Below are 22,623 nucleotides of genomic sequence, written 5' to 3' on the forward strand. Positions count from 1 at the left end.
CCAGATGGATCGCGGTTTTTTCCTGATTCTTGGCGCGCAGTTCCTCTCGGCGCTGGCCGACAACGCACTGTTCATCGCCGCACTGGCGCTCCTGAAGGAGCTGCGGGCCCCCGAATGGCATCTGTCGATGCTGTTGTGGAGCTTCACAGTGTCGTACGTGGTGCTGGCGCCGTTTGCCGGGGCCTTTGCCGATGCCTGGCACAAGGGGCAGGCGATGATGATCTGCAACGGCATCAAGATCGCGGGCTGTGTGGCCATGCTGATCGGGCTGCCGCCGATCTTCGCCTATGCACTGGTCGGCTTTGGCGCGGCCGCCTACTCACCGGCCAAGTACGGCCTGATCACCGAATACCTCCCCCACGAGCAGTTGGTGGCCGCCAACGGCTGGTTGGAAGGTGCGACGGTGGCCGCGATCATCTTCGGTACCGTGCTCGGGGGGCTGCTCGCGGGCGATCGCGCCGGCGTGCTGCTGCATGCCTGGCTGCCCGCCACCGGTTTGTCGCAGGGGCAGTGGGCGATCGCGGTAATTTTGCTGGTCTACCTGGCGGCGGCCTGGGTGAACCTGTACATCCCCCGGCTCAATGTCCAGCTCAAGCCGCTGCGCCTCGCACCATGGACGCTGATCCGGGAGTTTTGCTGGTGCGTGACCCGGTTGTGGCGTGATCCGCAGGGCCAGCTGTCGCTGGCGGTGACCACGCTGTTCTGGGGAGCGGGAGCGAGCATGCGGCTGGTGGTGCTCAACTGGGCGGTGATCTGGCTGCATTTCACGATGGAACAGGCAACCCGGCTCATCGCCGTGGTGGCATTCGGAACGGCGTTCGGCGCGCTGATCGCCGGGCGCTATATCCCGCTCAAGCGGGCCTTCGCCGTGCTGCCGGCCGGGGTGTTGATGGGTGTGCTCGTGATCGGGATGCTGTTTGTCAACCAGACGGCGCTGGCCGCGTTGCTGATGTTTCTGATCGGGGCGCTGGCCGGCTTCTTCGTGGTTCCCCTCAATGCAATGCTGCAGCATCGGGGGCATCTGCTGATGGGCGCCGGCCATTCGATCGCGGTACAGAACTTCAATGAAAACCTCGGCATCCTCGTCATGGTCGGCACGCACGCCCTGTTGGTGAAATTCATGAGCAGCCCGCTGCCGCCCGACGCCCCCGCGGTCATCGCCCGCCAGTTCCAGGCCAGCGGCATGCCACCCATGCACTGGATCATCTGCGGCTTCGGCCTGTTTGTGGCGCTGACCATGGTCTGGATCATCCACCGTTACCGCAAGGGCCTGCGCGCAGGCATCATGCATGACTAGAACGTTGATCACCGCGCTGGCGTTCGCGCTGGCGTTGGGCGGTTGCGCCAAGCGCGAGCGCGACGCCGCCCCCCGCAATCCCACACCCAAGGTCAGCATCGTCACGGCCGTACGCGAGGACGTGCCGATCACCCTGGCGGCGCAAGGCAACGTGGTGGCGATCAACCAGGTGCAGATCCGCCCCAAGATCTCCTCCACCGTGCGCAGCGTCGAAATCCGCGAAGGACAGGACGTGCGCGCCGGCCAGTTGCTGTTCACGCTGGATGCGCGTGAGGACGAAACCGTGTTGACGCGCAGCGCCGCGTTGATCCGCAAGATCGAGGCCGATCTTGCGCTGGCGCAGCAGACCCTGGATCGCAACCGCACGCTGGCCGCATCGGGATTCCTCTCGCCTAGCGCCGTCGATACCACGCAAAGCCAGGTGGCCGCGTTGCAGGCGGAGCTTGCCGCCGCACGCTCGGAGCGCGCCACCAACCAGGTCAAGGTGTCGTACAACCGGATCGCCGCACCGTTCGCCGGCCGCGCCGGCGCCATCAACGTGCACCCGGGCAGCCTGGTGCAGCCCGGCAGCGCCGACCCGATGGTGACGCTGGCACAGCTCGATCCGATCCAGGTCGAATTCACCGCGCCCGAGCGGGATCTGCCGCTGCTGCTCGCCACGCAGACGCGCGGCGCGCTCACCGCCCGTGTCCGGCTGGCAGACGGCAGTGAACGCACAGGCAAGGTGGTGTTCATCGACAACGCGGTCGATCCGGATGCGGGCACCATCAGGCTCAAGGCCGAGTTCGCCAATGCGGACCGGCAGTTGTGGCCTGGGCTGTTCGCACGCGTCGAGATCGACGCCGGCGTCGAACAGGGCGTGGTGGTGATCCCGGCCGAAGCGGTGCTGAGCGGCCCGGAACGGCGCTTCGTCTACGTGCTGCAAGGCGACGGCAGCGTGCGCGACCAGCAGGTCGAGGTGGTGCGGGTGGTTGACGAGCGGGCGGTGGTCAACCGGCTCACCCCAGGCGCCGTCGTGGTACGTGAGGGCGGGCAGAACCTGCGCCCGGGCATGAAGGTGGCCCCGGTGCGACCGGCCGGCCGGCCCGCGCGCGGAGCGGGCGCATGAATGTCTCCGAGCTGTGCATCCGCCGGCCGGTCGCCACCTATCTGATCTGGCTGGCCGTGGTGGTCGCCGGGGTGGCCGCCTGGTTCAAGCTGCCGATCGCCGCGTTGCCCACCTACGATACGCCGACCATCAATGTCTCGGCCAACCTGCCCGGCGCCAGCCCCGAGACCATGGCCACCTCGGTGGCCACACCACTGGAGAAGCAGTTCTCCACCATCCCGGGACTGAGCGTGATCACGTCATCCAGCACGCTGGGCAGCACATCGATCACGCTGGAGTTCGATACCAGCCGCGACATCGATTCGGCGGCGGGGGACGTGCAGGCGGCGCTGTATCGCGCCAGCCGTGCGCTGCCGGACGACATGACCAGCCCGCCGTCCTACCGCAAGGTCAACCCGTCGGACGCGCCCATCCTGCTGATCGCGCTGTCCTCGCCTTCGCTGTCGCTGGCCGAGCTGAACGACTACTCGGACAACCTGGTCGGCCCCGCGTTGTCCACCATCAGCGGGGTGGCGCAGGTCAACGTATTCGGCCAGAAGAAGTATGCGGTGCGCGTCGAAGTCGACCCCGAGCGGCTGGCGGCGCGTGACCTGACGCTGCCGGAACTCGCGGGCGCCCTGCGCTCGGCCAACTCCAACTCCCCGGTGGGGCAGCTTGAAGGCCGGCGCCAGGTGCTGATCCTGCAGACCGGGCAGCTCAAGCAGGCATCCGACTTCACGCCACTGATCGTCGCGGTCAAGAACGGCCAGCCGGTGCGGTTGCGCGACGTGGCCAAGGTGCAGGACAGCGTGGAGAACGTCAAAAGCGGCAGCTGGGTCAACGGCGAACGCTCGATCGTGCTGGCCATCCAGCGTCAGCCCGGCGCCAACACGGTGGCAGTGGTCGATGCGATCCGCGCAACGTTGCCCCGGCTCAAGTCGCAATTGCCCGGCTCGATCGAGATCCGCGAGCTGAACGACCGCTCGCGCTCGGTGCGCGAGGCCATCCACGATGTGAACCTCACGCTGCTGCTCACCATCGCGCTGGTGGTGCTGGTGATCCTGCTGTTCCTGCGCCGGCTCTCGGCCACGCTGATCCCTTCGGTGTCGGTGCCGCTGTCCATCCTTGCCACCTTCGCGCTGATGCTGTGGCTGGGCTACAGCCTGGACAACATCTCGTTGATGGGGCTGACCATCGCAGTGGGCCTGGTGGTCGACGACGCCATTGTGGTGCTGGAGAACATCGTGCGCCATATCGAGGACGGCATGCAGCCATTCGAGGCCGCCGTACGCGGCGCGCGCGAAGTGGGTTTCACCGTGGTGTCGATCTCAGTGTCGCTGGTGGCGGTGTTCATCCCGATCTTCTTCATGCCCGGGGTGATCGGCCGGCTGTTCCACGAGTTCGCGGCGGTGGTGTCGCTGTCCATCCTGGTCTCGGCGGCGGTGTCGCTGACCCTGGTGCCGCTCCTGGCCTCGCGCTTCATCCGGCACGGACACGACGGGGCGCAACGGCGCCCGCCCGCCTGGAGCCGTTTCTTCGAGCAGGCGTTCGAGCGCACGCTTGCCGGCTACCGGCGCTCGCTCGACTGGGCGCTGGCCCATCGTACCCCGGTGCTGCTGCTGGCGCTGGCCACCTTCGGGCTGACCGCGTGGCTCTACATGATCTCGCCCAAGGGCTTTTTTCCGCAGGAGGACATCGGCCAGATCCAGGGCACGGTGGAAGGCCCGCAGGACATCGCCTATCCCGCGCTGCTGGCGGCCCAGCAGGAGATCGCGCGCCGGGTGCAGCACAATCCCAACGTGGCCTACGTGGTGTCCAACGTCGGCAACTCGGGCAACAGCGGCCGCCTCTTCATCACGCTCAAACCACGCGGCGAGCGTGCGCCGATGCAGCAGGCGCTGGCCAGCCTGCGCCGCGACACCGGCGGTGTGCCAGGCGTGAAGGTGTTCTTCCGCCCGACGCAGAATCTGAATGTCGGCGCCCGCTCGTCGTCGTCGAGCTACCAGTACACCTTGCAGGCGGTGCGGGCGGACGATCTCTATCTGTGGGCGGACAGGCTGCTCGCGGCACTGCGTCAGTCCGGCACCCTCACCGATCTCAATTCGGACGTGAAACGGGACGGGCTGCAGGCGCGGCTCGCCATCGACACCGACCGCGCCCAGCTCCTGGGCGTGGACATGCAGACACTGCGCGACACGCTGTACGCTGCATTCGGCAGCCGCGAGGTCTCGACGCTCTATCTGGCGCAGGACAGCTACCCGGTGATCATGGAGCTGGATGGGCGCTACCGGCGCGACGAGGCGGACCTTGACGCGATCCGTGTGCGCAGCCGCGACGGCACGCTGGTACCGCTGTCCAGCTTCATCACCGTGACGCGCCAGCCGGTCAACACCGCCGTCAACCATCAGGCCCAGTTACCGGCGGTCACGCTGTCGTTCAACCTCGCCCCCGGCCATGCGCTGTCCGATGCCGCGGCCGCCATCGCCGCCGCCGAACGGCGCATCGGCCTGCCCGGCCATGTGTTCGGCAGCTTTTCCGGCGAGGCGGCGCTGTTCGCCCAGACCCAGAACACCCAGCTGTGGCTGATCCTGATCGCGGTGGCGGTGATCTATCTGGTGCTGGGCATCCTGTACGAAAGCTGGGTGCATCCGATCACCATCCTGGCCGGCATCCCTTCGGCCGCGATCGGCGCGCTGCTGTCGCTGCAGCTGGTGGGGCTGGAGCTGAGCTTCATCGCCATGGTCGGCATCCTGCTGCTGGTGGGCATCGTCAAGAAGAACGCGATCATGATGATCGATTTCGCGCTGGAGGCGCAGCGCAACCAGGGGCTTGCACCGCAGGAGGCAATCCGCCAGGCGTGCCATCTGCGCTTCCGGCCCATCCTGATGACCACCTTCGCCGCAGCGATGGGCGCACTGCCGATCGCGCTCGGCATCGGTGCCGGCGCCGAATTGCGCCAGCCGCTCGGCGTCGCGGTGGTGGGTGGGCTGCTGTTCTCGCAGCTGATCACGCTGTACATCACCCCGGTGCTGTTCCTCGGCTTTGACGCCCTCTCCCGCCGCTGGCGACGCGAACAGCCGATCGCGCTGCACGACCGGCTGCCGCACTGATCGCAATCGCGGACACGACGCAGGCAATCCAGGCAAAGCACGGGCGCGGTGCCGGACGCATGATTCCGGCATCGTCCTTCATGCCCACCCCATGCAAAGCAGCCCTCGACAGCTTCGTATCGAGCGCGCCGTCGACCTCATCAACCGCGGCTATCGCAACGCGCTGACGCTGGATGAGCTTGCCGCCGCCGCCTGCTACTCCAGTTGCCATTTCGTGTGTGCCTTCGAAGCGGAGGTGGGCGAGGCCCCGTTCGAGACGCTGCGCAAGCGTCGGCTCTACAGCTGTGCCTACCGGCTGCTGGCTGAACCGGGGCTGGCGATCGGCACCCTCGCAGCGGAGTCGGGCTTCTGCTACGCCACTTCACTGGCCAAGGGCTTCCGCCGGCATTTCGGCATGAGCGCAAGCGACTGGCGGCAAGGCGGCTGGAACGACTGGGCCGGCCGTGCCCGTGCCGCCATGGCCCCTAACCCGGAGCTGCTCGCCGACGGCACGGCCCCCGATCCGGCCCGACTCCGGCTGGTACGGCAGCCCTCCATGCGGGTGATCTATCGACGTTTTCGCGGCGTGTGGGGAGCGCACCTCATCGCTGCGGCACAGGCGGCCCTGGACAGCGCCCGCTACCCGGTTGCGGGCTTCTATGGCGCCCGCCAGGATCTATTGCACCTGCGAGGCGGGCACGAAGCCTGCTATGACCTTTGCATTCCACTGGCTGCCGGCGCGGCGCTGCCGCGTCACTACGCGATCGGCGAGCTGCCCGGCGGTCTGTACGCCGCCTACGATCTGTTGCCGGGTGAGCCCTACCGCAGCTGGCGCAGCCTGTTCGGCCTGTGGCCGCCCAACCGCCGCTTTGTCCCGGACCCTGCCCGGCCCATGCTCGAAGCCTACCCGGACCGATCCCACCCCCTGGTCTGCCGTACCTTGTACCTGCCCCTCGTCACGCGGCAGCGTTGAATCCTTCCACCCTGCATCGCCCCGGAGTCGCCATGCGAGCCCCCTTGTACGCCCTTGCCTTGTCCGCAGCTGCCCTCCATGTCCAAGCCGCCCCCGGCGACATCCGCTGGCAACTCGCCACCGGTGCACCGATACGTGCCGCGCCACTGCGCATCGATGACCTGATCGTCGTCGGCAACTTCAAAGGGCTGGTGCAGGCCCATGCAGCCGGCGATCGCCAGCTGCGCTGGCAGACCCAGCTCAAGGGTTCGCTCAGCAGCCAGCCGGCGCGCAGCGGTGATGCGCTGATCGTGCAGACCAGCCGCCAGCTGTATGCGCTGTCCGGCAAGGACGGCCGGGTGCTGTGGCAGCGCGATCTGGGCGACCAGGGCGACTGGTCCATGTTCAAGTTGTGGGACAGCTATCAGGCAAGCCCCATAGTGCGCGGCGATATGCTCCTGGTCGCGTTCGGCAACGCGCTGCACGCGCTTGACGCACAATCGGGGCAAACGCGCTGGCGATATGCCGCCAGCGATCGCATCATGGCCACGCCCACCGTCGCCGGCACCCAGGTGCTGGTCGCCGACGCGGGCGGGCGGCTTGCTGCGGTCCGTCTCGCCGACGGCAAGCCCACCTGGCAGCAACAGCCCAACCGCGACACCATCCAATCCGCCATCGCCACCTGGCAACAATTGGGTATCTATGGCAGCCGCGACGCGGCCGTGCACGCGGTCGACCTCGCCAGCGGCAAGCCGCGCTGGCAAGTAAGCCATGGCACCGATTGGGTGGTGGCCACACCGCTGGTGCACGGCAACACCGTCTATGTCGGTTCGTCTGACGGGCTGTTCCTGCAGGCGCTGGCGGCCAAGGATGGCAAGGCGCTGTGGCGGGTGAACACCGGGCAGAACGCCTTCACCGCGCCGCTGGCCTACGATGGCCAGATCGTCCTCGCCACCGGCGACGCCTATCGCCCGCAGGCGCCGGGCAAGGTGAGCGCGGTGGGACAGGATGGCAAGCTGCGCTGGCAGGCCACGCTGCCAGCGGGGTTGTTCGGCCAGCCGGTGATCGATGGCGACACACTGCTGGTCGGTGCTGAGGATGGCACGCTCTACGGCGTGGCGCTGCGCTGAACGGCCTGGGCAGCAGCAGGCGATGCGGCCGCGGCGACAGCCGTACGCAGGGGCGTCGTTGATGCCGCCAGTACGACCCCACACATCGCCCGGTCTGGGCATGGTGCCGGCCTGGCACCGGCTGCCCGACCTGCTGGGCGAGCCGGCCTGCCCGCACCGGCTTCGCCGCCCCTCATCGCAGTGCTGCTCCGTGGTGTGGATGCGCGGGCCGACACGGGTTGCAGCGTGCGCCTCCTGCCCCAGTCTCCTGTTCGAGCCCCGCCGCGCTGTTGTGAAAATGCCGAAAGCATGACGGTGGCGGGCAGCATATTTGTCCGCATTTGCGTTGATGGGCCGGGCTTTGTCCGCGCTTGCGCTGCGGCGGGCCGGCACCGCAGCCACGATTGCCCGTGGCGTTACGCTGATCCGACAGCCCGACTTTGCAGGGCTGGTGAATCACACAGAGGATAACGCCATGATTCAACGCATTTTTCTGGCAGGGGCCGTGGCCGCCTGCGTCACCACACCGGCGCTGGCCGACGTCTCGATCAGCGGCTCGGCCGAGATGGACCTGTTCTACCTGAGTGGCCCGGACACGTTCAACGAAGAGATCGCCATCGTGATCAATGTGCACGGCCAAGACCAACTCGACACCGGGGATATGCTCAAGTGGCGCCTGGCGCAAAAGGTGGCCACCAACTACCGCTTCGACTCCTGGGGCAACCGTGAAGCCTGGATCGGCTACAGCGGCAACTGGGGCGAGCTGCGCTTTGGCAACCAGTTTTCCAACACCTACCTGCTGGCCGACTGGCCCTATGGCGTGAAGGGGCTGGGCAATCTCATGGCCGATACGGTGGTTGCCGTGGGGGGCGATTTCATCTCCTATTTCTCTCCCAACCTCAATGGTCTGAGCTTTGCGGCGCAGTACGATCTGGGGCTGGGCGGCAAGGATGGCCAGGCCTTCGACCTGACCGCCAACTACAGCAACGGCGGCCTGCATGTGAATGCGGGCTACTACGGCACCCGGGATGCGACCACCGCATTTGCCGGCAACGGCAATGGCCACCGTCTGAGCTACGCCGCGGGGACTGACAACAGCTACTGGCTGCTGGGCGCTCGCTACCTGCTGGACAACGGCTGGCAGTTCGCCGGCGCCTATCGCAGCACCGGGCTGTCCGCGCCGGGTGCCGACCGCGAACAGGAGCAGTTCCTGGTGCGCGCCGCCTACACCTTGGGCAAACACAACCTGTCCTTGGGCTACCAGGAGATGCTGGACAGCACGCTCAACGGCGGCAAGGTGAACGACGGCGTGCAGCAGATCGCCGCGCAATGGACCTATACGCTCTCCAGGCAAAGCGAGGCATTCATGCAGGTGCGCTACCAGCGGTTCGACGGCGCCAATCCCGCGGCAGGCTTCGGCTTCGATGGCAGGCAGGCCTCGGAGGACGACAGCGCCCGCGTGCTGGTGGGCACCTGGACCGGCTTCTGAGTCCACCAACCACATCACCCGTTATGTCATTGCCAGGGTGCCCGGCCAAGCCGGCAACCCCGGTACAGCCACAGTGGCAGCCCCGGTGCATCATGGCCGGGACCTTTTGCAACCCAGGGCGCCGCCCTTTGCCTGAGCTGCCATGCACAGCCGTCACCGCACCGTGCGTATCGAACGCGCCGTCGATTGCATCAACGCCCGCTATGGCCAGGCCCTGACGCTGGATGAATTGGCGGCCCGGGCCTGCTACTCAACCTGGCATTTCGTACGCGCCTTCGAAGAGGAAGTGGGCGAAGCACCGTTCGACTTCCTGCGCAAGCGCCGCTTCTTCGCCGCCGCCTACCAGTTGCTGTCCGATCGGCAGTTGCCGGTGGCCGACCTGGCCGCTCAGTGCGGGTTCGAGTACGCCAGCTCTTTTGCCAAGGGTTTCCGCCGCCTGTTCGGCATGAGCGCACGCGATTGGCGCGCCGGTGGCTGGCAGGACTGGAGCGACGGGCAGGCCTGGCGCAGGCCAGGCTGCCCGCGCGACGACAGCGCACGCGGCGCGGAGTACGACGCCAGCCAGGTGCGTCGGGTCGATCCGAACAGCATCCGGCTCGAAATCGTGCCCGAGCAGCCGGTGGTGTACCGGCGGCTGCGCGGCCTATGGGGTCCCGCGCTCAAGCCGACGGTGATCGATATGCTGCGCGCCTCGCCCGTGCCGGTGCCGCGCTTCATCGGCGCCCGGCACGATCTGCTGCACCTGCGCGGCCCGCAGGAGTCCTGCTACGACGTCTGCGTACCGGTGGCACCGGGCTATGTTGCCCTGCCGACGCTGGGCCACACCCGGCTGTTCAGCGGCCTGTACGCGGTGCGGCGGCTGCAGCCGGGCGAGCCTTACCTGAGCTGGCGCAGCCTGGTGGACAGCTGGCCGCGCCAGGGGCGCTTTGCCATCGACCCCCGCCGCCCGATGCTCGAAGACTTCGACTGCACGCAGGACGACATGCGCTGCATCGCACTCTACCTGCCGCTCACCCTGGGCTGAGCAGCCAAGGCTATGGCCTATTGCGCGCCACGGCGGGCCGCCACCTGCGCCAGCAGCGCTTCCAGCCTGTCCTGCCGCAACGGTTTTTCCAGGTAGTCGTCGATCCCCGCCTGCTGGCAGGCCCGCCGGTCGGCCTCATGCACATTGGCCGACAGCACCACGATGGGCTGACGCGGCTGGCCGTTGGCCGCCTCGTAGGCACGGATCAGCCGGCTGGCCTCGATGCCCCCAAGCTCGGGCATCTGCAGATCCATCAGGATCAGGTCGAAATGCTGCGTCTCGGCCGCCTGCACCGCTTCGACCCCGTTGGTCGCCACTGTCACGCTGTGCCCGCCCAGCGCCAGAAAGCGCTCGGCCACCATGCAGTTGACCGGGTTGTCCTCGACCAGCAGCACCCGCAGCGCCGCCACCTCGCTGCCCGGCGCCGGCAGCGCGCGTGTCGCCGCGGCGAGCCGGACATAGAAACGGAAGATGCTGCCGCCACCCGGATTGTCCTCCACCCAGATGCGTCCCTGCATCAACCCCACCAGCCGCGCGACGATGGAAAGCCCCAGCCCGGTGCCGCCGTACTCACGCGTGATGGAGCTGTCGCCCTGCAGGAACGGCTCGAAGATGCGCTCGCGCAGATGGATCGGCACGCCGATGCCGCTGTCGCGCACTTCGGCCTGCCACAGATAGCCGCCGTCCTTCTGTCGTACCACCTCGGCGTAGGCGCTGACCTGCCCTTGCGCAGTGAACTTGAATGCATTGCCCAGCAGATTGACGAACACCTGTTTGAGCCGCGTGACGTCTCCTTGCAGGCAGGCGGGCACGTTGTCGGCCAGTGTGCAGGACAGGATCACGCCGCGCGCCTGGGCAAAGGGATCGAACATGCGCTGCAGGTCCGCCATCAGCTCGGCCGGGGCAAATGGTGCGGGATCGAGTTCGAAGCGGTCGGCTTCGATCTTGGAGAGGTCGAGCACATCGTTGACCAATGTCAGCAGCGCATCCGCCGATCCGCGCAGGATCTCCACCTGCTCACGCAGCGCCGGATCGAGCGGATGCCGGGCCAGCAGCTGTGCCATGCCCAGGATGCCATTCATCGGGGTACGGATCTCGTGGCTGATGTTGGCCAGGAATTCGCCCTTGGCGTGGCTGGCCTCCTCGGCCTGTACCTTGGCCCGCTGCAGGTCGGTCACCAGCCGGCTCTTTTCACTGGAGAGCGCAAAGCTCTCGATCAATACCTGATGAAAGTAGCTGGCACTCTTCAACACGGCGAACAGGAACAGCAGGCACATCAGGCCGAAGGTCATTCCCAGCGATGTGCCGTCCAGCGCCGCCATCAATGCCACCGGCAGCACCAGCGTCAACGCGAACCACACCAGCGCCGGCAGCACCGGCGCGAGAATGGGGACGGCACCGGCCACCATGCCCGAGAACAGGAAGGCGATGAAATAGCGGACGGTCTCGGGCGACCCATACATGAAGTACAACCCGCCGCCGCCCCACCAGATGCCGGCGAATATCGTGCCGATGAGGTATTGGCGCCGCCACTCGGGTGCCTGGGCGACGGTGACATTGTGCTGGTCAAAGCGCCGGGCGAGGCAGAAGCGATAGCCGGCGATCACCGTCACCGTGCTCCACCAGATCAGGATCGCGCCTTGCGGCTCGATCCACCACAGGGCATAGGCCAACAGCGATGCATTCAGAAAGGTGGCGGCCTGGCCCAACGCGGCATTGCGGTACAGCAGGCGCGTGGTATGCAGTATGACTTCGGGATCCTGGCGCAGACGCTTCATCCGGGGCAGACAACGAGGTAGAAGCTCATAGAGTACATCGCGGCGCGCGGCTTGCCAGCCTTGTGCGAACCGGCTAATTTCGTCGGGCCTGCCCATGCAACTTGTCTTCCCTGTCCCGCTCTATCCGCCATGCCCCTGCACCGCTGCCTCCTGTTGCTGCTGATCTGCCTGCTGCCGCTGCACAGCCTGGCACTGGCGGCACCGCGGCTGCAAAGCAGCGCTGCAGTGCACGCCACACAGTGCCAAGCCGCTGCCGAGATCCCCGATCCGGCCGACCATGACGCGGCCCGGGCGCAGGACCAGGCCGACTGCACCCAATGCGCCTGCCACCCACCGCTGCAGGTCATGCCGCAGCACGCGTCTCCCGGCGCCACCGCCATGCCTGCCACCGGCCCCTTGCAATTGACCTCGGCCGAGTGCCGCCTGCCGTTCCGCCCCCCCATCGCGGGCTGAAACGCCGATACGTGGCGCCGTGCACGCGACCCGCGCTGTGCGGGCAGGCGGTCCGCGCCGCTGGCCTGCGTCCAACGTATCGCAGCCGTTGCAAGGCACCGCGCCGCACTGCCTGCCCTGTTGGGCAACGTCGGCGCCGGCATTTCCGATGGGCGAGGTGGCCTGCATGCCCCAAGCCCGCCATTGCCCGGCCCCCGGCCGGGCCCAGATTGGAGTAATCGCATGAAATCCATCGTTCTCACCCTGTTGCTGGCAAGTGGCCTGGCCCAGGCCGCGCCGGCCCAGCTGTTCAAGAGCGCCACCTGCGGCTGCTGCGCCGACTACGTCACCTACCTCAACCAGAACGGCATCCGCCCCCAGGTGGAAAACCGCGACGATATGGATGCCATCAAGCACCGCTACGGCAGCGCCGGTGCGGCCAGCTGCCATACGCTGGTCATCGGCGGCTATACCGTGGAAGGCCACGTACCGGTCAGCGCCATCAAGAAGCTGCTGCGGGAGAAACCCGACCTGCGCGGCATCGCCGTGCCCGGCATGCCGGCCACCTCGCCCGGCATGGGCACGCATACGCCGGGCACGCTGCCGGTGGTGGCAATCACCAGAAGCGGCCAGATCAAGGACTGGGGGAAGTACTGACCCCCATTCCGGCATCGCGACGCCGCGCCGTACCGGCGGCGTGTACGATGCAGGCCGGCGCGGTTGCCGGCAGGTCACTCAGCACGGCGAAAGGAGCGGTCCGGCCCCAGGGCCGGCCGCCGCCAGGCGCATCCGGCAGCTGATGACGGTGTAGCACGGTACGGGTCCAGACCGGATCGCGGTCGCGCCGGCAGATGGCGATGGCGCCATATGCGTTGCCGCCATCCCGGCGCGTCGCGCCAGTCGTTCTACGCATTACTGTGAGGCGGCCTGGGGTCGCGGTGCATCGGTGGGCAGCACCGACACCTCGTCGCGGTTGTCGGCGAGGATATTGAGCGTGACGCGCCGGTTGCGCGCGCGGCCGCTGTCGCGGTCGTTGGACTCCACCGGCCGGTATTCGCCGTATCCCAACGCCACCATGCGCTGCGGCGCCACCCCTTCCTCGGCGAACAAGCGCACCACCGACGCGGCACGGGCGGCCGACAGTTCCCAGTTGGATGGATACTGCTGCGAGCGGATCGGCTGGTTGTCGGTATGGCCTTCGATCTGGATCAGATTGTCATTGGCGCGCAGCAGCTGGGCCACTGCCGTCAGCGCCGCCACCGAGTCCGGCTGCAGCTCGGCCTGCGCGGTGTTGAACAGCACCGAATCGCTGATCTCCACCGCGATGCCGCGCCGGGACTGGGTGACCCGTACCTTGCCCTGGTTGATCAGCGGTCCGAGCGCGGCGCGCAGATCACCGGCCATGCCGCGCATGCGCCGCGTTTCCTCCTGCAGTGCCGGACTGGCAGGCTGGGACGACGATTGCAACGCCACCACCTGCCGCGGCTTGCCAGCCGCCTGCTCGTAACGCACCGTGACCATCTCAGCCGACGGATTGTTGCGGAACGCATTGACCAGCGAATCGGACAGCACGCGGTACTTGCCCTCGTTGACCGACGAGATCGCATACATCACCACGAAGAACGCGAACAGCAGCGTGATGAAGTCGGCATACGAAACCAGCCAGCGCTCGTGGTTTTCGTGCTCTTCAGGACGCCTGCGCCGGGCCATCGCCGCGCCTCGGGCTCAGCGCAGATTCAGGTCGAGGCGGGCGCCCAGGTGCGCGGCTGCCGCCACCCCTACCCGCTTGGCCAGCCGGTCCAGGTAGTCAGGCTGCGGCGTGAAGTCGACCACGTCCTCGGCCTTGACCACCTCGCGGGCGATGCTGCCCACCGAACCCAGGCCATCGACCAGCCCGAGCTGCACGCTTCTTTCACCGCTCCAGACCAGCCCGGAGAACAGATCCGGATCGTTGGCAAGGCGCTTGCCGCGCCCGTTCTTGACCACCTGGATGAACTGCGCATGGATCTCGCCCAGCATCTGCTGCGCCTTGGCGCGCTGCACCTCGGTCAACGGCGAGAACGGATCGAGGAAGCCCTTGTTCTCGCCGGCGGTGAGCAGCCGGCGCTCCACGCCGAGTTTCTCCATCGCGCCGGTGAAGCCGAAACTGTCCATCAGTACGCCGATCGAGCCGACGATGCTGGCCTTGTCGGCATAGATCTTGTCGGCGGCCACGGCGCTGTAATAGCAGCCCGAGGCGCAGATATCCTCGACCACTACATAGAGCGGGGTGCGGGGGTACTGCCGCTTCAGGCGCAGCATCTCGTCGTGCAGCTGCCCGGCCTGCACCGGGCTGCCGCCCGGGCTGTTCACACGCAGGATCACGCCCCGTGTGTTGTCGTCCTCGAAGGCGTCGCGCAGGCCCTGCACCACCACGCCGATGTCGGCTTCGCCGCCGGCCTGGATCACGCCCTCCAGGTTGACGAGCGCGGTATGCGGTCCGCGTGCGGCCTCCTCGGCGCTGCGCTCGCCGGCCCATCCCATCACCAGCGCCAGCAACACGAACAGATAACCAAAGCCGATCAGCTTGAAGAAGATGCTCCAGCGCCGCGCACTGCGCTGCTCCTTGATCCCGGCCTGCAGCAGTTCGGTCAGTGCCTGACGTTCCCAGTTGTCTTGCATATTTCCAGATCTCGATAGAGGGATTGCGGTTAATCGAAAACAGCGGGTTCCCCGGCCAGATACACTTGACCATCGCGCTCTTGCAAGCACACTGGGGTCAAACTGCGCCCCGGGCAGGGCCCGCCCAGACATAGGCCGCTCTCGGGGGCATAGTAGGCGCCGTGGGTAGCGCAGACAAGATAAGCACCGGAGAGATCGAAGAAATCGCCGGCCCGGTAGTCCAACTCTATCGGGATATGGGCACAGCTGTTCAGATAACCGTACACCCGGCCCTGAAACCGCACCGCGAATGCCTGGCGCCGCTCACCGGCATACTCAATCGCGAAGCGCACCCCCAGGCCGCGTTCGACCAGCCTTTGGGCGTCGCAGATCACGCCGCCCGGTGCGATCAGCGGGTCACTCTGGGTCATGCCGCCTCCCACAACCAGCGCGCCAGCGCGTCGAAATCGTCGAAATGCCTGACCGGTGCCAGCAACAGCATCTGATCGAGCGGATGCGCGCCATAGGTCATCGCCACGCTGGCGGTGCCCGCGTTCTGCGCCAGCTGCAGATCATGGGTGGTATCGCCGATCATCAGCGCCCGCTCGGGCGCCACCGACAGGTAGTCGAGGATGTAGTGCAGCATTGCCGGATGCGGCTTCGAAAAAGCCTCATCCGCAGTGCGGGTCACGTCAAAGAGGGCCCCCAGACCGCTGTGGGTCAGCGCGCGCTCCAATCCGACCCGCGATTTGCCGGTGGCCACCGCAAGCAGATAGCCTGCTTCGCGCAGCCTGGGCAACCACTCGCGCACCCCATCGAACAACACCAGGGCCTGATCCTGCGCCAGGTAATAGTGGCGATAGGCGGCGACGATGCGCTCGATGGTGGCGGCATCGGCCTGTGGCGCCAGATGGGCCATCGCCTCGCTCAGCCCATAGCCGATCACGTAGCGCGCCTCGACATCGCTGGGCACCGGCAGGCCCACGTCGGCGAAGGCACGCTGGATCGCCTGGGCAATGGTGGCGGTGGAATCCATCAAGGTGCCGTCCCAGTCAAAGACGAGCAGATCAAAAGGCTTGGGCATTACGCTTCCTTGGCTTGGCTCGCGTCGAGCGCGGTGAGGTATTGCGTCAGTTCCGGCGGCAGCGGCGCCTCCAGTGTCAGCGGCTGGCCGGTGAGCGGATGCGCGAACATCAGCCGCCATGCGTGCAGAAACATGCGCTTGAGGCCAGTACGGACCAACGCCTTGTTGAGCGGGAAATCACCGTATTTTTCATCGCCGAGGATGGGATGGCCGGCACTGGCCAGATGCACGCGGATCTGATGGGTGCGCCCGGTCTTGAGCTCGCACTCGAGCAACGCACAATCGCGCCATACGCGACGTCGGTAGACGATGGTGTGCGCCTCCTGGCCATCAGGCGCCACGCGTACCCGGCGCTCGCCCTCGGGCGTGGTGTATTTGAACAGCTTGTAGCGCAGGTGGCGCTTCTCATCCGGCCATGCGCCCTTGACCAGGGCCAGATAGCGCTTGTCGATCGCATGCCCGTCACGCAGCACCTCGTGCAGGGCGGTGAGCGCACTGCGCTTCTTGGCCACCAGCAGGAGCCCGGAGGTTTCGCGGTCCAGCCGGTGCACCAGCTCCAAAAACCTGGCCTGCGGGCGCTGTGCGCGCAACAGCTCGATCACGCCGAACGATACGCCCGATCCCCCATGCACCGCGAGGCCGGCAGGTTTGTCCACCACCAGCAGCGCCTCGTCCTCGTACACCACGGGCAGATCGATGCGCCCGCTTGCAGCCTCGGCCGGTGCCGTGTCCGGCCGCTCAGCCAGACGCACCGGCGGCACCCGCACCAGATCACCGGCAAGCAGCCGGTAGGTGGCGTCGGCACGCCCCTTGTTGACCCGCACCTCACCGCCACGGATCAGCTTGTACACCCGGCTCTTGGGCACACCCTTGAGCTCGCGCAGCAGGAAATTGTCCAGCCGCTGCCCGGCGTCCTCCTGACCGATCGTAATAAAGGAAACGGACGCTTTGCTAGTCTGTGACATCTTGACATATACTCTGTTGCACGCTGCAACGCGGTCGGAACGGGCTCGCTCTTCGAACCTCGCCGCTTTCGTGTTGCAGCGCGTTTTTCCCGTTCTTTGGCCATTCCGGCCGCATACGCCAGCGATTACTCTCCCGCCGTACCTTTATCAGTACCCCTTCCGGCGCCGCTTATCGGCATTTTCACGGGAGTGCGTGCGCGGGTCTCGCAGCGGCGCGTCCGGGTCGGCCCCGGTCCGGGAAGCGGTTAAGCCTTGCTCACCGCAAAAAAGTAGCGATGGTAATTGATTTGTACACGTAACGCACTCGCACGGTTTACGCCGCGCGGCCTGGCGCCTGATGGTGCAGGCCACGCAGCAAGAACGTGGATGCCAGGCTGACGCACCCGCCGCGCCCTTCGCGCCGCAGCCAGCCCTGGTGACCCCGGCTCCGATACGCGCCTTCAAGCGCGCCTTTAAGGACATCTCGCACACCACAACCCGCCTCTCACCCCATTGCCTGGGGGCCGGTGATCGATTTCCGGCTCCCGCCACTGCGATCGATCCGGGTTGCTGGCGCCTGCGCGCCGGGGCTCCCTGCCGTTGGAGTGCGTGCAGGAGCCTTTTCATGAAGAGAATGTTGTTCAACGCCACGCAGGCCGAAGAGCTGCGCGTGGCCATCGTCGATGGTCAGAAACTGATCGACCTCGACATCGAGACCGTCGGCAAGGAGCAACGCAAGTCCAACATCTACAAAGGGGTCATCACCCGTATCGAGCCCAGTCTCGAGGCCTGCTTTGTCGACTATGGTTGTGAACGCCACGGTTTCCTGCCCTTCAAGGAGATCGCCCGCTCCTACATGAGCGAAGGTGAAGGCAGCCGCGGCCGCGTGGCCGATCTGCTGCGCGAAGGCCAGGAAGTGATCGTGCAGGTGGAGAAGGACGAGCGCGGCAACAAGGGCGCCGCCCTCACCACCTACATCAGCCTGGCTGGCCGCTATCTGGTGCTGATGCCCAACAACCCGCGCGGTGGCGGCGTCTCGCGCCGCATCGAAGGCGACGAACGCCAGGAACTGCGCGCGGTGCTCGACCAGCTCGAAACCCCGTCCGGCATGAGCCTGATCGCCCGTACCGCCGCCATCGGCCGCTCGGTCGAGGAACTGCAGTGGGACCTCAACTACCTGCTGCAACTGTGGAAGGCCATCGAAGGCGCCGCCACTTCGCAGAACGGCGCCTTCCTGATCTACCAGGAATCGAGCCTGGTCATCCGCGCCATCCGCGACTACTTCCAGCCTGAGATCGGCGAAATCCTGATCGACAAGGCCGACATCTATGAACAGGCGCGCCAGTTCATGAGCCACGTGATGCCGGGCAATGTCGGCCGCGTGAAGTACTACCAGGATGACGTACCGCTGTTCTCGCGCTTCCAGATCGAACACCAGATCGAAAGCGCCTATGCGCGCGAAGTCACGCTGCCGTCGGGCGGCGCCATTGTCATCGACAAGACCGAGGCGCTGTATTCGATCGACGTCAACTCGGCGCGGGCCACCAAGGGCAGCGACATCGAGGAGACGGCACTCAGGACCAACCTCGAAGCGGCCGATGAGATTGCCCGCCAGCTGCGTCTGCGCGACGTCGGTGGCCTGATCGTCGTCGACTTCATCGACATGGAAAACCCGAAGAACCAGCGCGAGGTGGAAAACCGGCTGCGCGAGGCGTTGCACTTCGACCGCGCACGGGTACAGACCGGCAAGATCAGCCGTTTCGGGCTGATGGAATTGTCGCGCCAGCGCCTGCAGCCCAGCCTGGAAGAGACGAGCCACATCGCCTGCCCGCGCTGCCACGGCACCGGCGTGATCCGCGGCATCGAATCGTCGGCGCTGCACATCCTGCGCATCATGCAGGAGGAGGCGATGAAGGAGAACACCGGCGCGGTGCATGCGCAGGTGCCGGTCGACGTGGCCACCTTCCTGCTCAACGAAAAGCGCGCCGAGATCCACGCGATCGAGGCACGGCTCAAGGTTGAGGTGGTCCTGATTCCCAACATCCACCTCGAAACCCCGAACTACAGCCTGACCCGGCTGCGTCACGACGATCTGAACATGATCGAGGACGTGCTGCCGTCGTACAAGATGATGGAAGTCCCGCCCGAGGAGGGCTACCAGCCCGGCCGTGCCAAGGAGGAACAGGCCAAGCGCCCGGAAGCCGCGGTCAAGGGCGTCACCCCTGCGCAGCCGGCACCGATCTCGGCCCGCGACAATCCGCAGCCCAGCCCCACCCCGCCGGCAGCGCCCTCGCTGTGGTCGCGCTTCATCGGCTGGCTCACCGGGTCCGGTGAACCGCAACCGGTGGCAGCGGAGCCGAAGCGTGCCCAGCCGGCCAAGGGCCAGAACGGCCAGCGCCGCGAGCGCAATGAACGCAACGAGCGTGGCGAGCGCAGCCAACGCAGCCCGCGTGGCGAGCGCAACGGCGAAGAGCGCAGCGAACGCCAGCCGAACGAGCGCCGCACCGGCAACAAGCCGCGTATCGAGGAAGACCAGGGCAACCGCACCCAGCGTGCCGGCCGTAACGAACGCGGCCAGGAACGCAACCCGGAACGGGGCCAGCAGGAACGCGCCGAACGTCCGGAGCGCCAGGAACGTCCGGAGCGCCAGCCCCAGGAAGCCGCGCAGCAGGCTGAGACGCGCGCCGCGCGCGAACCGCGCCAGCCGCGCCAGAACCGCGCTGAGCGTGCGCCCCGGCAGGAAAACGCCCCCGTGGCGCCCCCTGCCGAGCCGACCGCAGTGGCTGCCGCCGTGGTACCGGTCGTCAATGCTGAACCGGACGTGCCGGGCACCGACGCGGCAACGGAAGCCGGCGAAGGCCGCAGCCGCCGTCGCCGCGGTCGGCGCGGCGAACGCCGCGAGCGCAATGAAGCCACCGACGGCGAGACCGGCGACACCCGCATGATCGAGGCCGGCGCGGCCGAAACCGATGACGCCATTGCGACGCAGGCGGACACGCCGACGACGACCGTGGCCGAGCCCAGCCCGGTGGACGTTGCCGTCCCGCCGGCAGCGGCACCGGAAGCCGCCCCTGCCGCACCCGTTGTCGCAGCGGCGCCGGTCACCGAACCGGACCAACCTGCTGCAACGGCCAACACCGCAGCAGCAGTGGTCACCGATGAGGTGCCGGCAGATGAAGCGCCTGCGGCGCAGGTCGTCGAACCGGCCGCCATGCCGGCTGAACCGGTACCGGCGCTTGAAACCGCCGCCCCCCCGGCCCAGGCCACGCTGGTGTTCGAGGCCACACCCGCTGCACCGGCACTGGATGTCGGCTCGCCCGAAGAAGCCGGACTGGTGATGGTGGCCACCCGCGACGATCTGTCGCAACTGGTGGTCAGCGAACCGGTGACGGAAGCTCCGCGCCGCCGTCGGCGCGATGTGGCACGCCCGCAGGAAGGTGCGCAGCAGGCCGAACCGCTGCAACTGGTCGAGACCCGGGCCGACAATGCCGCCGTGGACGCCGTCGCGGCGGCGCAGACCGCCAAGCCGCGCACCCGGCGCAATGCCGCGGCAACGCAGACCACGCCGAGCGATGCACCGCTCACCCAGGTGGAAACCCGCGCGCCTTAAGGCGGGGTTATGCAATGAGGAAGCCGTCGCAGTGCGACGGCTTCTTTTTTTATTGCTGCAACTAACATGGCCGATAGGAACCGGCTGGGCTAGCATGACCCCTGAACCACATCCTGGCCGGGCCCGACCGGCGGAGGACGCAATGCGAATCGATGATGTCTTCGAGCAGACTCACAAGCTGCCCACCATTCCCCGTATCGTGCAGGAACTGATCGACAGTTTCGGTCAGGATGAGATCAACGTCGGCGATATCGCCAGCCGCATTTCGCTGGATCAGGTGATCACGGCCAAGGTGCTGCGGCTTGCCAATTCGGTGCACTTCGGTGCCAGCCGCCAGATCGGCTCGGTGCACGAGGCCATCATTGTGCTGGGCTTCAATACCGTGCGCACGCTGGTGGTGGCCGCCGGGGTGACCGGGGCCTTCGTCAACACCCCCGGGTTCGATCGCAGCGGCTTCTGGCGCGCCAGCCTGCGGGTGGCCGCCGTGGCACGCGCCCTGGCACGCTGGGTGGGCGAGAGTTCGGACACCGGCTTCACCTGCGGCCTGTTGCACAACATCGGTGAATTGCTGATCCGCGTGGTCGAGCCCGATATTGCGGCTAAGATCGACCGCTCGGTGGCCAATGGCGGCGACCGGGTCCAGCTACAGATCAACAACATCGGCTTCGACTACATCCGGCTCGGCGCCGAGCTGGCACGGCGCTGGAACTTCCCGGAGAACATCCAGCTTGCGCTGGCCGAGCAGCACGGCACACCGCCGGGCAGCCGTCTTTCAGGCGTGCTGCAAGGCGCCCTGGTGCTCAGCCAGGCCCCGGTGGGGCAGGACCCGTCTGAGACCGTAGCCCTGCTGCCACCGGAAGTGCTGGCAAGCCTGGGCCTGACTCCCGAGCAGTTGGCGACTGGCCTGGATGATCTTTTGCACTCCGGCCGGGAAGTCGAGGACATCCTGGTCTAGGCTCGTACACAGCCGCAGCGATCGGCCTTCATCACCGCCGTTGGGCAAGGCAGGCCGCTGCAGATGCCGCTGGCAATGCATCACGCCGCTTTGCTGCCTCGCGGTTTGAGTAAGGTCATGGCTGCGCGCGGCCGTTACGGGTAAAACCTAATTGGCGGTTTTGCCCGCCCTGCCTAGTCTGCGCACAGCAAAATCTTACAACCGGTCCGCGGCAACCGTCCCGAGGAGGCTCCCCATGTCCATCACCCGTCGTCTATTCGTCTGCCTGCTGGGTAGCGTCTGTCTGGCCAGCAGTGCCTTCGCCGCCGACAAGGTCTACCAAGTGGCCTCCGATGCTGCGTACGCCCCGTTCGAGTCGCTCAACGCCAAGCAGGAAGTGGTGGGGTTCGACGTGGACGTGCTGAGCGCCGCCGCCGCCAAGGCCGGCTTCAAGGTGAAGTTCCACAACACCCCGTGGGAAGGCATCTTCGCCACGCTGGCCATGGGCGACCGCGACATTGTCGCCTCGGCGGTGACCATCACGCCCGAACGCAAACGCAGCATGGATTTCTCCGACCCGTATTTCGAGGCCAAGCAGCTGATCGCCGTTGCGGCGAATAGCGCCATCGGCAAGTTCGCCGACCTGAAAGGCAAGAAGGTCGGCGTGCAGACCGGCACCACCGGCGACGAGGTCGTACAGAAGCTGCTGGGCAAGACCAACCCCAACATCAAGCGTTTCGAGTCGACGCCACTCGCGCTGCAGGAGCTGCTTGCAGGCGGGGTCGATGCCGTGGTCGCCGACAACGGCGTGGTCGTCAACTTCATCACGCACAACAAGGGCAGCAAGCTCAAGACACTGGACGACCCGAGCTTCACCAAGGAGTACTACGGCTTTGCCGTGAAGAAGGGCAACGCGGCGCTGCTGGCCAGGATCAACCGCGGGCTTGCCGTCATCAAGACCGACGGCACCTACGATCAGATCTACAAGAAGTACTTCGGCCGCTGACCGGATTGCGCCCCCGGCGTCGCCCCGAAGCGCAACCTGCGATCCGGTTGCGCTTCTTTTCTTTACACGGCGGTCTTTACATCCCACCCACGGTGGCCGCGCTCGCGTCGGCCTTGACGTGCGCCGCGGTCTGCCGGCGCGTCGTTTT

18 protein-coding genes are annotated in these 22,623 nt (G+C 66.7%); 12 read left to right on the forward strand and 6 right to left on the reverse strand.

Translation table 11 applies throughout. The annotated features are described in order from the left end of the window. Positions 1 to 4: 4 nt before the first annotated feature. The 7 genes from lplT (at position 5) to N8I74_RS16965 (ending at position 10,047) form a co-directional block, all read left to right on the forward strand. Positions 5 to 1,297, forward strand: a complete 1,293-nt coding sequence (gene lplT / locus N8I74_RS16935) for a lysophospholipid transporter LplT (protein WP_263124342.1) — start codon at positions 5 to 7, stop codon at positions 1,295 to 1,297. Beyond that, the gene (locus tag N8I74_RS16940) at positions 1,290 to 2,405 is read left to right on the forward strand and encodes an efflux RND transporter periplasmic adaptor subunit (protein WP_263124343.1); all 1,116 of its coding nucleotides are present in this window, start codon (positions 1,290 to 1,292) and stop codon (positions 2,403 to 2,405) included. The genes lplT and N8I74_RS16940 overlap by 8 nt, the downstream gene beginning before the upstream one ends. Next, on the forward strand, positions 2,402 to 5,494 hold the full coding sequence (locus N8I74_RS16945) for an efflux RND transporter permease subunit (protein ID WP_263124344.1): 3,093 nt from the start codon (positions 2,402 to 2,404) through the stop codon (positions 5,492 to 5,494). Before N8I74_RS16940 ends, N8I74_RS16945 begins: the two co-directional genes overlap by 4 nt. A 91-nt stretch (positions 5,495 to 5,585) precedes the next feature. Continuing rightward, the gene (locus tag N8I74_RS16950; RefSeq protein WP_263124345.1) at positions 5,586 to 6,446 is read left to right on the forward strand and encodes an AraC family transcriptional regulator; all 861 of its coding nucleotides are present in this window, start codon (positions 5,586 to 5,588) and stop codon (positions 6,444 to 6,446) included. Continuing rightward, positions 6,443 to 7,555 (forward strand): outer membrane protein assembly factor BamB family protein, encoded by a 1,113-nt coding sequence (locus N8I74_RS16955; RefSeq protein WP_333783009.1) that lies wholly within the window; start codon positions 6,443 to 6,445, stop codon positions 7,553 to 7,555. The genes N8I74_RS16950 and N8I74_RS16955 overlap by 4 nt, the downstream gene beginning before the upstream one ends. Positions 7,556 to 8,009: 454 nt before the next feature. Next, positions 8,010 to 9,023 carry a porin gene (locus N8I74_RS16960; protein WP_263124347.1) on the forward strand — a complete coding sequence of 338 codons (1,014 nt, stop codon included), beginning with the start codon at positions 8,010 to 8,012 and terminating at the stop codon, positions 9,021 to 9,023. A 142-nt stretch (positions 9,024 to 9,165) separates the two neighbouring features. Beyond that, positions 9,166 to 10,047 (forward strand): AraC family transcriptional regulator, encoded by an 882-nt coding sequence (locus N8I74_RS16965; protein WP_263124348.1) that lies wholly within the window; start codon positions 9,166 to 9,168, stop codon positions 10,045 to 10,047. 17 nt (positions 10,048 to 10,064) lie between these two features. On the opposite strand, the gene N8I74_RS16970 is transcribed toward N8I74_RS16965, so the two are convergent. Beyond that, entirely contained in the window at positions 10,065 to 11,825 is a 1,761-nt protein-coding gene (locus N8I74_RS16970; RefSeq protein ID WP_263124349.1) for an ATP-binding protein, read from the reverse strand. A 129-nt stretch (positions 11,826 to 11,954) separates the two neighbouring features. Here N8I74_RS16970 and N8I74_RS16975 point away from each other — a divergent pair, with 129 nt between their 5' ends. Continuing rightward, entirely contained in the window at positions 11,955 to 12,278 is a 324-nt protein-coding gene (locus N8I74_RS16975) for a hypothetical protein (protein ID WP_263124350.1), read from the forward strand. Positions 12,279 to 12,500: 222 nt separating this feature from the next. After that, complete coding sequence (locus N8I74_RS16980) at positions 12,501 to 12,914, forward strand: DUF411 domain-containing protein (protein ID WP_263124351.1); 414 nt, start codon at positions 12,501 to 12,503, stop codon at positions 12,912 to 12,914. A 255-nt stretch (positions 12,915 to 13,169) separates the two neighbouring features. Here N8I74_RS16980 and motD read toward each other — a convergent pair whose 3' ends face one another. The 5 genes from motD to N8I74_RS17005 are packed head-to-tail and all read right to left on the reverse strand — an operon-like array spanning position 13,170 to position 16,946. Next, on the reverse strand, positions 13,170 to 13,967 hold the full coding sequence (gene motD, locus N8I74_RS16985) for a flagellar motor protein MotD (RefSeq protein ID WP_263124352.1): 798 nt from the start codon (positions 13,965 to 13,967) through the stop codon (positions 13,170 to 13,172). Between the two features lie 15 nt (positions 13,968 to 13,982). Next, complete coding sequence (locus N8I74_RS16990; RefSeq protein ID WP_263124354.1) at positions 13,983 to 14,918, reverse strand: S49 family peptidase; 936 nt, start codon at positions 14,916 to 14,918, stop codon at positions 13,983 to 13,985. Between the two features lie 29 nt (positions 14,919 to 14,947). Next, positions 14,948 to 15,328: a Rieske (2Fe-2S) protein gene (locus N8I74_RS16995; RefSeq protein WP_263124355.1), complete on the reverse strand. Its 381-nt coding sequence runs from the start codon at positions 15,326 to 15,328 to the stop codon at positions 14,948 to 14,950. Next, on the reverse strand, positions 15,325 to 15,981 hold the full coding sequence (locus tag N8I74_RS17000) for an HAD-IA family hydrolase (RefSeq protein ID WP_263124356.1): 657 nt from the start codon (positions 15,979 to 15,981) through the stop codon (positions 15,325 to 15,327). The genes N8I74_RS16995 and N8I74_RS17000 overlap by 4 nt, the downstream gene beginning before the upstream one ends. Next, positions 15,981 to 16,946, reverse strand: a complete 966-nt coding sequence (locus N8I74_RS17005; protein WP_263124357.1) for an RluA family pseudouridine synthase — start codon at positions 16,944 to 16,946, stop codon at positions 15,981 to 15,983. Before N8I74_RS17005 ends, N8I74_RS17000 begins: the two co-directional genes overlap by 1 nt. A 604-nt stretch (positions 16,947 to 17,550) precedes the next feature. Between N8I74_RS17005 and N8I74_RS17010 the strand changes: the two genes are divergently transcribed. The 3 genes from N8I74_RS17010 to N8I74_RS17020 all read left to right on the forward strand — a co-directional run bounded on the left by N8I74_RS17010 (position 17,551) and on the right by N8I74_RS17020 (position 22,475). After that, on the forward strand, positions 17,551 to 20,535 hold the full coding sequence (locus N8I74_RS17010; RefSeq protein WP_263124358.1) for an Rne/Rng family ribonuclease: 2,985 nt from the start codon (positions 17,551 to 17,553) through the stop codon (positions 20,533 to 20,535). A 142-nt stretch (positions 20,536 to 20,677) separates the two neighbouring features. After that, positions 20,678 to 21,490 carry an HDOD domain-containing protein gene (locus tag N8I74_RS17015; RefSeq protein WP_263124359.1) on the forward strand — a complete coding sequence of 271 codons (813 nt, stop codon included), beginning with the start codon at positions 20,678 to 20,680 and terminating at the stop codon, positions 21,488 to 21,490. Between the two features lie 235 nt (positions 21,491 to 21,725). Next, the gene (locus N8I74_RS17020) at positions 21,726 to 22,475 is read left to right on the forward strand and encodes a basic amino acid ABC transporter substrate-binding protein (protein WP_263124360.1); all 750 of its coding nucleotides are present in this window, start codon (positions 21,726 to 21,728) and stop codon (positions 22,473 to 22,475) included. The last annotated feature ends 148 nt before the right edge of the window (positions 22,476 to 22,623 follow it).

The organism is Chitiniphilus purpureus (assembly GCF_025642115.1).
Classification (GTDB): domain Bacteria; phylum Pseudomonadota; class Gammaproteobacteria; order Burkholderiales; family Chitinibacteraceae; genus Chitiniphilus; species Chitiniphilus purpureus.